The following is a 13,946-nucleotide window of genomic DNA, read 5'->3' as shown; positions in this document are numbered from 1 at the left end:
ATTTGTTATAAATTAATAGTAAAGTTTGATTGTACTGAATATTCGATCTAACGTCATAATTTGCGTAGCTTTATAGATGCTATTCTATTTAAAGTGCTAATAAACATCACAATAATAAGGTCTTTATTATTAAACGTGTCATATATCCTTTATTGTTCATCATCATAACCGGCACCTTGTTGTCTTATATGTATGTAATTTCGACGTTTAATGGTCAACCGGAGATAATGATGAGTGAACAGCCGCCTTTTTTTGTATCTCAGTGCTCTAGTCAGACTTCTGAATCTGCCCCGATCGATAGACAAGGTAAACTAAACGTTGCTGTTTGGAATATTTATAAACAGCAGAAAATTGATTGGCAGCCTGTACTAACAGAATTAACCCAACAAAACGACTTAGTATTACTTCAAGAAGCAAAGCTTAACAGTACCTTTGTTCAATATCTTGATGACCATCAGTTTCATGTATTGATGGCTAAAGGCTTCAAGTTAATGAATGTACCAATGGGGGTCATGAATCTATCGACACAACCGGCTAATGAAGCCTGCGCCTATCAAACAACCGAGCCACTAATTCGTTTTGCTAAATCAACCTTAGTCAGCCGTTACCCGCTCTCATCAGGTGAACAGCTATTAGTCATTAATTTACATGGTGTGAATTTTGATGTGCGATTAAGTAGTTTTGAAGCCCAGTTCAAACAAATTCTGCATAAGGTCACAATGCATCGAGGGCCGGTGATTTTAGCTGGGGATTTCAATACATGGCGTGAAGGTCGGATGAATATTGTCACACAGTTAGCGCAAGGTTTACGACTAGAAGAAGCCCATTACAAAGTCGACTTTAGAAAACGCGTATTCGGGCTACCTTTAGATCACCTATATTATCGTGGTTTACATTTAACGGGTGCTAATTCAGATAAAACCACAGCATCTGATCATAATCCGATACAAACTCAGTTCGAATTACGTTAAGTCTCTACTCACAACTTAAAATACTTTAAAGCAAATCAGCCGCGACTCATCACAGGTAAAACGATAAAAATCCTGTTCACGGTCTTGCTTGCCAGCAAACACCATCATGGCTTTTTTATCTGTACCTTTCACTAACTCTCTTATTTGAGTTAGCCTTTGTGTAAAATTATTAAGGACTGTTTTGCTCCATTCTGCAGTATTGATTTCGACAAAATAGGGGCGTAAATTCTTTTTCTTACCGTCACTTTCTTGCCACCAACCAGCTGACAGTTTCACAATAATCTGATCATCAATAATTTCTGGTTTCTCCCAGGACAAGCTACTAAAAAAGACCTTTGTCTCCGGTTTCTCAGATTGAAAACGAAATTTTTGTTTACCTATCGGGTTTTGTATTTTTTGAAAAACCTGCTGATATTGATGACCACTAATCCCAACAAACGTTAGCTCACGATCGCGATCGAAGGGGTAATTAAAATATTGGTCCACTAAGGTTTGAAAAGAACTGGTCACATAGTTTTGCTTGCTGTTACCTCGACTGGCATTATCAAATTGTTTTTTAATCACACCATGCTGTGCTTGTATATCACTAGTTGAACTTTTCTCTGTTTTTACTGATTTAGCAGCCGTTAAATTGAAACGATTGGGATAGGCTAATGGAAAGCCTTCATCAGTTGAAATCCTAGCGGTTTTAGCTTGTTCGCGTATTTTAGAGGTTGCTTTGGCATAACAACCAACAAGGTGTTCGCTGTTTTTACCTGTTTTAAAGTAGGGTTTACGCAGATTAACTGCTTTTTTGTATGAACATGGTATTAAACTAATCCCGCACTCGTCACATACAAACTGATAAGATTTAACGTCGTCGATTAAATACAAATCTTCATTTGTAACAGTCTTTTGTAATTCAACACAACGGGCATCATCCATCTTAGTACTCTATATTTATTCCAATAACTAAGAGTAAAGCTATGCAGATATGAGATCAAATTATAGTGTTAATTTATTGAATAAAAACAAATTGATTATCTGGCAGTTCGACTGCAACTACAGTAATGTTATAACTATAAGAGGATTACCATCTTCCGTATTCAGCGAGTCACACTCTCTAGGGGACGCATATGAAATCAAGTACTTTTATGGCATGGATCACCCGTATGCCTTTACTCGAACGCTGGGCTTTAATGCACTGCTTCCAAAAAGAAAACGTGTCAGAGCATTGCCATCAAGTCGCAGTCATCGCACATTTATTGGTTGTCATCAAAAACAAACGGTTTAATGGTAATTTGAACCCGGAAACAGCCGCCACTATTGCCCTTTATCATGAAGTCTCAGAAACCAAGCTCCAAGATATCAATTCAAATACCAAGTATCACAGCCCTGAATTTACTAAAGCCTTTAAAAAGTTAGAAGATTTAGCAGAGAAAGAATGTTTAGCCTCGCTGCCTGAAGATTTAAGAGAAGAGATGGAACCTTTACTGGTCCAGTCTGAAGTTGATCCTGAATACAAAGCCATCGTAAAAGCAGCAGATATATTGCAGGCATACGTTAAAACCATGAATGAGCTTAGGTTTAACAATGACGAATTTCATCATGTCAAAGACAACTTAGATAAAAAACTTAACGAAATACAGCAGCAGCTACCCGAAGTAAAATGCTTTATCGATATCTTTTTAGACAGTTGCACATCAACCTTAGATAAACTAACTGAAAATGATCCACATATTTAAAACCTTGTTACTTTAGCGATAACCCTTCTAACGTAATGAGCTGATGTATTAATTCACTTGATAACAGGAATGACAATGCCAGATACGATTTCATATAAACAACCTGATACCAATGAACCCCATAATCCTTGGCATGATAGACGCTTGGGTGAAGATAAGTTAAGACGCAACGATCATCGCAGCCCTTTTCAACGTGACCGAGCACGAATTTTACATTCAGCTGCATTTAGAAGATTACAAGCAAAAACCCAAGTTCACGGCATCGGCATGAACGACTTTTTCCGAACAAGATTGACTCATTCACTTGAAGTATCGCAAATAGGAACAGGGATCGCTGCGCAACTAAAACGAAAACACCCCCATGTTAACGATTTACTCGATTCAATGAGTTTGATTGAATCCTTGTGTTTAGCCCATGATATTGGCCACCCACCTTTTGGCCACGGTGGAGAAGTCGCGCTCAACTACATGATGCGAAACCATGGAGGCTTTGAAGGAAACGGGCAAACCTTTCGTATCTTGGCAAGGCTTGAGCCCTACACCCAATATTGGGGAATGAACCTATCAAGACGTACGCTGTTAGGGATCCTTAAATACCCTGCTCTATACAGTCAATTACATGTAGATCTTGGTACTGAAGAAATTAAGAGCCATCGTCAGCTTAAACCGTCACAATGGCCACCGGTTAAAAGTTTATTCGATGATGATAAAGACATTTATGATTGGGTGTTAGCAGGTTTATCAGTTAAAGACAGAAACCGTTTTGTGAGCTCAAAACCCAGTAAAACCGACACTTACCCGCATAATAGAACTCAATATAAATCATTTGATTGTTCCATCATGGAATTAGCTGATGATATCGCTTACGCAGTACACGATCTAGAAGACGCTATCGTCATGGGAATTGTCTCCCCTGCGCAGTGGCAACAAGACGTCGCAAGTCACTTATCTCAAAGTGAAGACGAATGGCTTAGCAACGAATTTAAAACGATAGCAGACAAGCTATTTTCACCGCATCATCACTTAAGAAAAGATGCCATTGGCACGTTAGTGAATGGTTTTGTAACTGATATCATTGTTGTCGAAGATACTCAATTTGAAGAACCTTTATTGAGATACAATGCCAAACTTCAGCCAGCATTCGCAGATGCGTTAAATACATTAAAACAGTTCGTGTTTAAGTATGTTATCCGTAAACCAGAAATACAAATGCTAGAGTACAAAGGCCAACAAATTGTCATGGAGCTGTTTGAAGCATTTGAATCAGATCCTTTAAGGTTATTGCCACTTAATACCCAGGAGCGTTGGCAACATGCTAAAGATAATAATTTAAATGAAATGCGCGTTATCGCTGATTATATATCCGGTATGACCGATGAATTTGCAGGACGATTACATCAACAACTTTTCGGCCCTAAATCAGCAGGAATTTTTGAAATTAGCCTAGAACGTTGATATTTTTTGAATACACAACTAAACAGCAAAGATATCAAAACTCATTTCACTTTTATGATTAGCCTATTCAACCAAGTTAGAAGTTGAATGGGCAGATCGGACTCTATCCATACACACTATCTCTTTCACGCTATTTCTTTCACACGACCTTTTGCACACTTCCTCTTGCTCAATATCTTCTACTCACTATGCCAAACTTTCATTCTTAATGTTTGAGCCTTAATTTATAAAGAAACTTATACAGATACTTATACTTAAGCTTAAACAAGCAATTTGGCCAATGCTAATAGCTCTTATCTAATAACCCTTATCTAACAGCCCTTATCTAATAGCCTTCAAGTAGACTTCAACTTTCAGTTGATTTGACTGTCATTAATCTTTAAACAACAACGTTTAGGTTTACTATGTGACCTAGCCTTTATTTACAAACCAAACAACGTAATAAAATTACCAATAAGCATCATTTTGTGGGTTTGATCACGATAACCATGCCCCTAAAGAGGTAATTTTATAACAAGGATTAAGAATTCTTAGCTATAAACAAAATGATTTAGAGATATTTGAGAGTTGTTACCTAAAACTGTTTAGTTAACTATTTTTAAAGGAAGTGATTATGACTGTCACCAACACTGAGCAACTTAACCAGTTAGTGGACCGCGTATCAAAAGCGCAAAAAGAGTTTGCTAATTTCAGCCAAGAACAGGTTGATAAAATCTTTAGAGCTGCAGCCCTCGCTGCAACTGATGCGCGTATTTCATTAGCCAAAATGGCAGCCAATGAAACCAATATGGGTTTGTTAGAAGACAAAGTAATTAAAAACCACTTTGCATCAGAGTATATTTATAACAAATATAAAGATGATAAAACCTGTGGCATCATTGCTGAAGACGTGACGTTCGGCACCATTACAATTGCCGAGCCTGTAGGCATTATTTGCGGCATCGTACCAACTACCAACCCAACATCTACTGCAATCTTTAAAGCATTAATCAGCCTTAAAACACGTAACGGGATCATCTTTTCACCTCACCCTCGTGCAAAAGAGTCGACGACTACTGCAGCAAGAATCGTGCTTGAAGCTGCTATTGAAGCAGGTGCACCCAAAGACATTATCGGTTGGATTGATGAACCATCAGTGGCTTTATCAAATCAATTAATGACCCACGAGCAAATCAATCTAATTCTCGCAACTGGTGGCCCTGGTATGGTGAAAGCGGCTTATTCATCAGGAAAACCAGCCATTGGAGTTGGCGCTGGTAATACCCCTATCGTTATTGATGAAACAGCCGATATTAAGCGCGCAGTTAGCTCAATTTTAATGTCTAAAACCTTTGATTACGGCGTGGTTTGTGCGTCAGAGCAAGCTGTTGTAGTCGTTGATAGTATTTATGAGCAAGTAAAAGAAAGATTCGCCAGCCACGGCGGTTATATCTTGTCCGTTGCCGAAACAAAAGCGATGCAAGATGTGATCCTGAAAAATGGCAATTTAAATGCAGATATTGTCGGTCAAAGTGCATCAACCATTGCAGATATGGCGGGCATAGATGTGCCAAGCTGGACCAAAGTACTTATCGGTGAAGTGACTGACATTAGTGATGCCGAAGCTTTTGCCCATGAAAAACTATCGCCTCTTTTAGGTATGTATCGCGCAACTGACTTTAATGATGCAATGGATAAAGCTGAAGCTTTAGTCACCCTAGGTGGTATTGGCCACACATCAGGTTTGTATACAGACCAAGACGGTCAAACCGAGCGTGTTAAAGCCTTTGGCTTTAGAATGAAAACAGCCCGCATTTTAATTAACACACCCGCGTCGCAAGGGGGCATTGGTGATTTATATAACTTTAAGTTAGCACCATCACTGACCTTAGGTTGTGGCTCTTGGGGGGGTAATTCTATCTCTGAAAATGTCGGACCGAGCCATTTAATTAATAAGAAAACCGTCGCTAAAAGGGCTGAGAATATGTTGTGGCATAAACTTCCTTCATCTATTTATTTTCGTCGCGGCAGCTTACCTATTGCACTGGAAGAGTTGGAAACTAAAAAGCGCGCCTTAATCGTTACCGACAAGTTCCTATTTAATAATGGTTATTGTGATGAAACAATTAAAATACTTAAAGCACAGGGTTTAGAAACTGAAGTCTTTTACGAAGTCGAAGCAGATCCAACTTTAGCTATCGTCAAACAAGGCGCTAAAGTCGCACAAAGTTTTCAACCAGATGTGATCATTGCTTTGGGCGGTGGTTCGCCAATGGATGCTGCCAAAATCATTTGGGTATTATACGAGCATCCAGATGTAGATTTTGCCGATTTAGCACTGCGCTTTATGGACATTCGTAAACGTATTTACAAATTCCCTAAGTTAGGTGTAAAAGCGCAAATGGTCGCGATACCAACTACGTCAGGAACAGGCTCTGAAGTAACTCCATTTGCGGTAGTCACAGATGAAGTTTCTGGTATGAAATACCCTATTGCCGATTATCAACTCACGCCTAACATTGCTATTGTCGATCCAAATTTAGTCATGGATATGCCAAAATCACTCACAGCATTTGGTGGTATCGATGCAGTGACACACGCACTTGAAGCTTATGTCAGTGTGATGGCTAATGAGTTTAGTGACGGGCAAGCTTTGCAGGCACTAGACTTACTGGTTGAATATTTACCAGCAGCATATGAACAAGGTGCAAATGCGCCAGTGGCACGTGAAAAAGTCCACAATGGCGCAACGATTGCCGGTATTGCATTTGCAAATGCATTCCTTGGAATTTGTCACTCTATGGCACATAAACTAGGGGCTGAATTCCACCTAGCCCATGGTTTAGCAAACGCATTATTGATCAGTAATGTTATTAGATTTAACGCCACAGATATGCCAACAAAACAAGCATCATTTAGCCAATACGATCGCCCTAAAGCACTTTGTCGTTATGCGACCATAGCTGAACATTTAAAAATTGAAGGCGTCGACACTGCTGATACTGACAGTGAAAAAGTTGAGTTATTAATTGCTAAAATTGATCAATTAAAGTCTGTAGTGGGCATTCCAGCCTCTATTCAAGAAGCGGGTGTAAATGAGGCTGATTTCTTAGCAAAATTAGATGAATTAGCAGAACATGCTTTTGATGACCAATGTACTGGTGCTAACCCACGTTACCCATTAATCAAAGAGCTAAAACAGATTTTACTCGATAGCTTTTACGGTACAGAGTATCAAGATAAACAGGCATAGTCATAGTCAAAGTACTCAGTCTGAATAGATTCTGTTTTACTATTCAGCTTTCAATAATGAAACGCTAATCAATTGATTGGCGTTTTTCATTTTTGACAGTTAATTTAATTAATCTAATCAATCACTGTTTATTGTTAATCCATTGCTGTTTTCTTGCCCTTCTGATTAACTAGTCAGCTAACACAACAATCATGTGGGTCTGAATGGAACGTCGTTTACTTCTAAAATCTGTATTAACTGGTAGCGCTATATTAACGGTTGCAGGCGCAACCACTTGGATTGCCATGGATACCGAAGAAGGTCCGTTAACTATTGAGTATACGTTGAAGCGCATTGCTGAAATGAAACAGAATTTACTGAATTTACAGACAAACGATTCAAGAATTTTAACGACTGGTAATTGGGAACTTAGCCAAATTTTAAATCATTGTGCTCAAAGTGTTGAATACTCTATCAGCGAATACCCAGAGCATAAATCTGAGTTATTCAAAAATACCCTCGGTAGCTTCGCTTTTTCAGCATTTGCTGCAAAAGGGAAAATGAGTCATAACCTCAGCGAAGCAATACCAGGCGCACCACTACTCACCCCTAAAGATATTGATGTGGCTTTAAATCGTCTGCAACTGTCATTAACTGACTTCCAGCAACACGCAGGTAAGCTGCAACCACACTTCGCTTATGGCGAATTAACGAAATCAGAATATGAATTAGCACATGTGATGCACTTTAATAACCATTTAAAAGAAATTATGGTGGTCTAATTTAAATACACCGAACTTAAATACACCTAACTGAGTCAGCGAGTAATTAACTCATTAAAACTGACTTAATGAAAAAAATAATAATAAAATAATTGAGTGCATTCATTTACCGCGGTAGAAAACTTTAAGCTTCACAACTTTTAACAGCACTGGCAGATACTGCTCTTTGTTGGCACAGCCAAGCACCTGCGCGTTTAGGATCGTTTTTATCCCTATTACACCGCTTAACGCCATCATCTATAAAGCTTGGCGAACTCATGGTTTTAATAAACAGGTTAGACTGACCTTCAGCTTTACTTTTCAAATCCGCTAAAATTAACTTAGTTGAATTTCGTACCGCTTTATCACAATTTAATTGCGATAAACCTGCAGCGCTGCTGTGAGAACCACTGGTCTTCATATTATTAACGACGGCAACATCAATCTCTTCAACCTGTAAATTTTTAGGTTCATGCTGAGAGAAATGCACCACTCCAGCCTCATCTACCCATTTATAAATTTCTGCAGACACTGGGTAGGAGAGCACTATTAATAAGCTAGTGGATATGAGGGAAGGCTTAATATTTAATTTTATCATTTGTAAATCGTATAATAATTATGAATAGTAACCCTAACTTACTGAAAGTAAGTTCAAAAATAAATAGCTCTTTAGGGTGTCTAATTCAATTTTACGGTAATTATGACCGTATAGGTAAAGGCATACATATTTTATTAACTATTATGAATAGCACTGATTAACTTATGTGGTTCATTTACGCCAAGATAAATGGCATCAATACCGTTGACAGGATTTGTAAGTAAAATACGGACATTAGGTACACCACTGAAATTGTAACGCTTAATATGTTCACTTCGAGCAATCACATCTTGATTGATATTAATTGAGGTGATGTTAGACAGACTAATCGTAAATTGGTTTAACACCCCATAGCGCACATATAATGTTTGTTGGTCAATGCTGATAGGACGACGTGACATCGCGCGATACTCTGCAATGAAAAAAGCCAAACTAAAACAGGTTAAACCAGTAATGATGTTTGCAGCAAAAGGTGACCATATAAAATGAATCAGTAAATGCATTAAGGGGATTTCAAAAGCAATCATTAACATAAAACCAAGTGCATTCGATTGATTAGCATCCTTAAGGTGATAATAAAAATGTTGCTCCCCTTTATAGCTACTTGGTTTAATAAAACGACTGCAAAAAACAAAACTCCATACTCGCGTTTCAAGCATTAGCACACTGGCCAGTATGCCATTGCCTACGAGGTTTATAATTGAATTCTCAATAGCTATATCAGGATCTTCACCGCTTTTTACGGCTTGCCTAATAGCAAGTATTACGCACAAAATAGCACTTAACTCTATGATAAAAAATCCCGTGATTAGTACATAGCGTAAATCTGTTAAGTGTAGCCATAAGACTTGATTTTCAGCTGGAATAACATAACTACCGAGAGCGACAAACAGCGCAAAGTAACTTAATGACTTGAGCAAGGCTAACTTATTGGATTTTACACACATAAAACAAATTAATGGCATTGTCACCATCATATCAATCAGTAAAAGCCATTCACTTTTTACTCTGCCAAAATCGTTTAGCCACATATCATGGGTATAAAAATACCACCAAGCTATCGACATACAAACGAAGCAAACAAAAGGAAGCTTTAGTATTAACTTGTGCTTTGTCATGGTGGATATATTCCTTTATAAACACATTATTTAGTATTGTTACCATTAGTCATTAATAGCTGAATTATTTACTCTCGCCTTAGATAAATAAAACAATCCGTGGCTTGTTTAACATCATCAACCAGATAATCTTTAGTATGTTTTTCAACAAGCTCAAAACCTTGCGCTTGGCATAATTTAATCACATCTTCAGATTGAAAATAGTGCATATGCACGCGGTCACCCACTGCTGATTCTTGGGTGACGGAATTCTGATAATCATCTTCCATAAAGCTAATAAACAATAAACTGTTGGCAGCTAATACATTAGCTAAATCAGTAATAAATTGTGTTAACTCGAATTGCTCTAAATAAGGGATACAAAACGCACATATAGCAATATTAAATACGTAAATTGAAGATTGAGGGCGTAAATCATTCAAGTCACGCATATCTCTAACATGATAATGACATTGCGGATTGTTTTGCTTAGCAAGTTTAATCATCGATGGTGCAAGGTCAAAACCGGCAATATCAATATTAAGTTTTTCGTTATCTGTGGAGCGCCAGTTCAATAAGTATTGGCTAACATTACCAGGGCCGCAACCGACCTCTAGTATGGTTGATCTATTCAATGTTTGTTCTTCAAAGATTAGTCCACATAACTTATCTAAACTGTCGCTATATAAACCACAGTCCATGTATTTATCTTGATATTTTTGGGCCATTTTATTAAAAGTTGAGACAGTCTCATTGACCTTATCCATATAATTATTCAGTCCATTTAGTCAGCTTACAGAAACAAAAATATTCAATTCACAGTGGGTAAAAGATTAACCAATATTACAATTTTTGGATATAAAAAAACCACCCTAAGGTGGTTTTTACAATCATTGCGTATCTAGAACTAAACTAGTGCTAGTGCAATAATTAAAGTGCACTAATCGCGTCTTTACATAACTGAGTAATACGTTCCCAGTCACCCTGCTCCATTGCATCAGTTGGCGCAATCCAGCTTCCACCTATACAATCAACGTTTGGCAGGGCCAAGTAATTTTTGTAACTCGATGGCGTAATACCACCCGTTGGACAAAAACGAATATTAGCTAAAGGACCCGAGAAAGCTTTAAGCGCATTCACGCCGCCAGACGCTTCTGCAGGGAAGAATTTAAAGTGGGTATAACCCAGCTCCATTCCAACCATAACTTCAGAAATACTCGCAACACCAGGAATTAAAGGCACATTACCTTTTTTCGCAGCTTCAAGTAATCCTTTTGTAGCACCAGGGGTAATGATAAATTGTGATCCTGCATCAATGGCTTGCTGAAGATGAAGTTCATTTAAAATTGTACCTGCACCCACAATCGCTTCTGGTACTTCTTTAGCAATTAATTCAATTGCTTCTAAAGCACACTCTGTGCGTAAGGTAATCTCTAAAACACTTATGCCACCCGCAACCAATGCTTTCGCTAACGGTACAGCATGCTCAATTTTATTGATAACCATTACAGGAACAATCGGACTGCGTTTAAAAATATCTTGCGGCTGTATTGTCCAGTTATTCTCAAGCATTCGTTAATCTTCCTTAAAATTAGTAAATTTCGTCAATGGCACTGGTACTGCGAGCGCCTGTTTCAGGACTGCTTAAACTATTTCGAAGTGCACCAAATAGTTCGCGTCCCATGCCATAACTTGAATGATGTAAATCCACTTTACCGGCAACACGTGCAGCTAAGGTTGCTTCATCCACAAGTAAACTTAATTCGCCAGTTTCGGCATTAACCCGGATTAAATCGCCATCTTCTACTTTGGCAATCATTCCACCATCTAACGCTTCTGGCGTTAAATGAATTGCAGCAGGTACTTTACCCGACGCACCAGACATACGTCCGTCGGTGACTAATGCAACTTTAAATCCTTTGTCTTGGAGCGTGCCAAGGTACGGCGTGAGTTTGTGTAATTCAGGCATACCATTAGCTTTAGGTCCTTGTCCTTTAACAACAACGACACAATCTCTGTCTAATTCACCCGCTTGGAAAATGGCATCAAGTTTGTTTTGATCGTCAATAACAACGGCAGGACCTTCAACAATACGGTTACCGTTAGGTACTGCAGAGACTTTAATCACTGCACGGCCTAAATTACCTTTAACCAATTTTAAACCACCATTATTTTGGAATGGTGTAGCAACATTGGTTAAAACTTCTTTGTCTAGACTTTCAACCGGTCCATCTACCCAGGTTAGCTTGCCATCAAGAATACGTGGTTCTTGAGTGTATTTACGTAGTCCGAAACCTGCGACGGTATTAACATCTTCGTGAATAAGGCCTGCATCCAGTAATTCTTTAACTAAAAATGCCATTCCGCCTGCAGCGTGGAAATGGTTAATATCTGCATGACCATTCGGATATACTTTCGCCATTAATGGCACACAATCAGATAAATCAGAAAAGTCATCCCAGTTAACAATGATGCCAGCTGCACGAGCGGCGGCAACAATATGCATTGTTAGGTTAGTTGACCCACCTGTTGCAAGAATGCCGACAATACCGTTAACCACTGATTTCTCATTAACGACTTCGCCAATTGGTGTGTATTGGGTGCCCATTTCGGTTAAACGACACACTTGCTTGGCAGCCATAGCGGTTAATTCATCACGTAATGGATCGTCTGGATTCACAAAAGATGACCCAGGAAGCTGCAGCCCCATGATTTCAAGCATTAACTGGTTTGAGTTTGCAGTACCATAGAAAGTACATGTCCCCGCACTATGGTAAGAGCTTGATTCAGCTTCAAGCAATGCAGCGCGATCAACTTTACCTTGGGCAAATTGCTGACGTACTCGTGCTTTTTCTTTATTTGGAATACCCGACTTCATTGGCCCTGCGGGGACAAACATCATAGGCAAATGACCAAAGCTCAGTGCGCCAATCAATAAACCAGGTACGATTTTGTCACAAATACCCAGCAGTAATGCACCGTCGAACATATTGTGAGAAAGACCCACTGCAGTTGACATAGCAATGACTTCACGGCTAAGTAAGCTGAGTTCCATGCCAGGCTGACCTTGAGTCACACCATCACACATTGCAGGAACACCTGCTGCAACTTGTGCAACACTACCGACTTCTTGACACGCTTTCTTTAAAAAATCTGGATAAGTCTCATATGGTTGATGTGCAGAAAGCATGTCATTAAACGCAGTAACAATACCAATATTGGCTTTTGTTAATTGACGCAATGATTCTTTATCTGCAGGCTGACAAGCAGCAAAACCATGAGCTAAATTACCGCAGCTTAATGCACTGCGATGAACACCTTTGGCACTGGCATCATTTAATGCCGCTAAATATTTTTTACGAGAATCTTTGCTGCGTTCGATAATTCTATCGGTTACAGCTTGAACTACTGAGTGCATAATGGACTCCTTTAAGCGCTATAGAACACATCAACGGGCGTCTTGCGCTGCGCTAATACTGCTCTGATAGGCATTTCGTTCACATCGTCATTTTCTAACGCTTGGCGATATACGGATAATTTTGACTCACCTACAAGGTGAAGATAGATTTGACGGCTGTTTAAGATTGCACCTTTAGATAAAGTAATACGTGCATGTGGCGCTGTCGTTGGATTAACCGCTGCACACAAAGACTCGGTGGTAAATGCATTATCTAATTCAGCGCTGCACGGGAACCAAGAACAGGTGTGTCCATCTGTTCCCATACCTAAAACAACAACATCAAAAGGTTTAGGGAAATTAGCTAATGACTCAATGGTCATATCACAGCCTTTCTCTGGGCTATCAAACATGTTTTTTAAACCGCGAAATTTTGCATTTGCTGCACGGTTTTGTAATAGATGTTCACGGACTAAACGCTCATTTGAGTCATTGGCTTCAGCATCAACCCAACGTTCGTCAGCCAATGTAATGTATACATCGGCCCAATCAATGGCTTTATTACTGAGTAATTTGAATAATTTCAATGGTGTTGAGCCACCAGAAACAACTAAGCTAGCTTTACCTCGGCTATCAACTGCGTCTTGTAATTGGCTAGCAATTTTATCAGCAAGCTTTGCTTCTAAATCGCTAGGTGTATCAAATGATTTAAATACAGATTCTTTTATCATC

12 protein-coding genes are annotated in these 13,946 nt (G+C 38.9%); 5 read left to right on the top strand and 7 right to left on the bottom strand.

The genetic code is table 11. The features are described from left to right. Positions 1 to 125: 125 nt before the first annotated feature. Positions 126 to 971 carry an endonuclease/exonuclease/phosphatase family protein gene (locus tag AB4153_RS02775; RefSeq protein WP_371996327.1) on the top strand — a complete coding sequence of 282 codons (846 nt, stop codon included), beginning with the start codon at positions 126 to 128 and terminating at the stop codon, positions 969 to 971. Positions 972 to 986: 15 nt separating this feature from the next. Here AB4153_RS02775 and AB4153_RS02770 read toward each other — a convergent pair whose 3' ends face one another. Continuing rightward, the gene (locus AB4153_RS02770) at positions 987 to 1,895 is read right to left on the bottom strand and encodes a hypothetical protein (RefSeq protein ID WP_371996285.1); all 909 of its coding nucleotides are present in this window, start codon (positions 1,893 to 1,895) and stop codon (positions 987 to 989) included. A 191-nt stretch (positions 1,896 to 2,086) separates the two neighbouring features. Between AB4153_RS02770 and yfbR the strand changes: the two genes are divergently transcribed. The 4 genes from yfbR to AB4153_RS02750 all read left to right on the top strand — a co-directional run bounded on the left by yfbR (position 2,087) and on the right by AB4153_RS02750 (position 8,143). Further along, positions 2,087 to 2,695 (top strand): 5'-deoxynucleotidase, encoded by a 609-nt coding sequence (gene yfbR / locus AB4153_RS02765; protein ID WP_102527245.1) that lies wholly within the window; start codon positions 2,087 to 2,089, stop codon positions 2,693 to 2,695. A 75-nt stretch (positions 2,696 to 2,770) separates the two neighbouring features. Beyond that, the gene (locus AB4153_RS02760; protein ID WP_229368600.1) at positions 2,771 to 4,150 is read left to right on the top strand and encodes an anti-phage deoxyguanosine triphosphatase; all 1,380 of its coding nucleotides are present in this window, start codon (positions 2,771 to 2,773) and stop codon (positions 4,148 to 4,150) included. Between the two features lie 613 nt (positions 4,151 to 4,763). Then, on the top strand, positions 4,764 to 7,382 hold the full coding sequence (gene adhE, locus AB4153_RS02755; RefSeq protein ID WP_102527243.1) for a bifunctional acetaldehyde-CoA/alcohol dehydrogenase: 2,619 nt from the start codon (positions 4,764 to 4,766) through the stop codon (positions 7,380 to 7,382). A 203-nt stretch (positions 7,383 to 7,585) separates the two neighbouring features. Then, positions 7,586 to 8,143, top strand: coding sequence for a DUF1569 domain-containing protein (locus AB4153_RS02750; RefSeq protein ID WP_371996284.1), 558 nt, complete (start codon positions 7,586 to 7,588; stop codon positions 8,141 to 8,143). 124 nt (positions 8,144 to 8,267) lie between these two features. On the opposite strand, the gene AB4153_RS02745 is transcribed toward AB4153_RS02750, so the two are convergent. The 6 genes from AB4153_RS02745 to pgl all read right to left on the bottom strand — a co-directional run bounded on the left by AB4153_RS02745 (position 8,268) and on the right by pgl (position 13,945). Further along, positions 8,268 to 8,720 (bottom strand): DUF4124 domain-containing protein, encoded by a 453-nt coding sequence (locus tag AB4153_RS02745; RefSeq protein ID WP_303517181.1) that lies wholly within the window; start codon positions 8,718 to 8,720, stop codon positions 8,268 to 8,270. Positions 8,721 to 8,854: 134 nt separating this feature from the next. After that, on the bottom strand, positions 8,855 to 9,838 hold the full coding sequence (locus AB4153_RS02740) for a hypothetical protein (RefSeq protein ID WP_371996282.1): 984 nt from the start codon (positions 9,836 to 9,838) through the stop codon (positions 8,855 to 8,857). A 68-nt stretch (positions 9,839 to 9,906) separates the two neighbouring features. After that, positions 9,907 to 10,584, bottom strand: a complete 678-nt coding sequence (locus tag AB4153_RS02735; protein WP_371996280.1) for a class I SAM-dependent methyltransferase — start codon at positions 10,582 to 10,584, stop codon at positions 9,907 to 9,909. A 163-nt stretch (positions 10,585 to 10,747) separates the two neighbouring features. After that, a complete protein-coding gene (locus AB4153_RS02730) occupies positions 10,748 to 11,389 on the bottom strand; it encodes a bifunctional 4-hydroxy-2-oxoglutarate aldolase/2-dehydro-3-deoxy-phosphogluconate aldolase (RefSeq protein WP_229368592.1) in 642 nt (213 codons plus the stop codon). A gap of 19 nt (positions 11,390 to 11,408) precedes the next feature. Then, a complete protein-coding gene (gene edd / locus AB4153_RS02725; RefSeq protein WP_303517184.1) occupies positions 11,409 to 13,235 on the bottom strand; it encodes a phosphogluconate dehydratase in 1,827 nt (608 codons plus the stop codon). 11 nt (positions 13,236 to 13,246) lie between these two features. Continuing rightward, positions 13,247 to 13,945 (bottom strand): 6-phosphogluconolactonase, encoded by a 699-nt coding sequence (pgl, locus tag AB4153_RS02720; RefSeq protein ID WP_229368590.1) that lies wholly within the window; start codon positions 13,943 to 13,945, stop codon positions 13,247 to 13,249. Position 13,946 lies beyond the last annotated feature (1 nt).

This window comes from Shewanella sp. 10N.286.52.E4, assembly GCF_041468785.1.
Lineage (GTDB): Bacteria > Pseudomonadota > Gammaproteobacteria > Enterobacterales > Shewanellaceae > Shewanella > Shewanella electrodiphila.
This window is presented reverse-complemented; position numbering and strand designations above follow the sequence as displayed.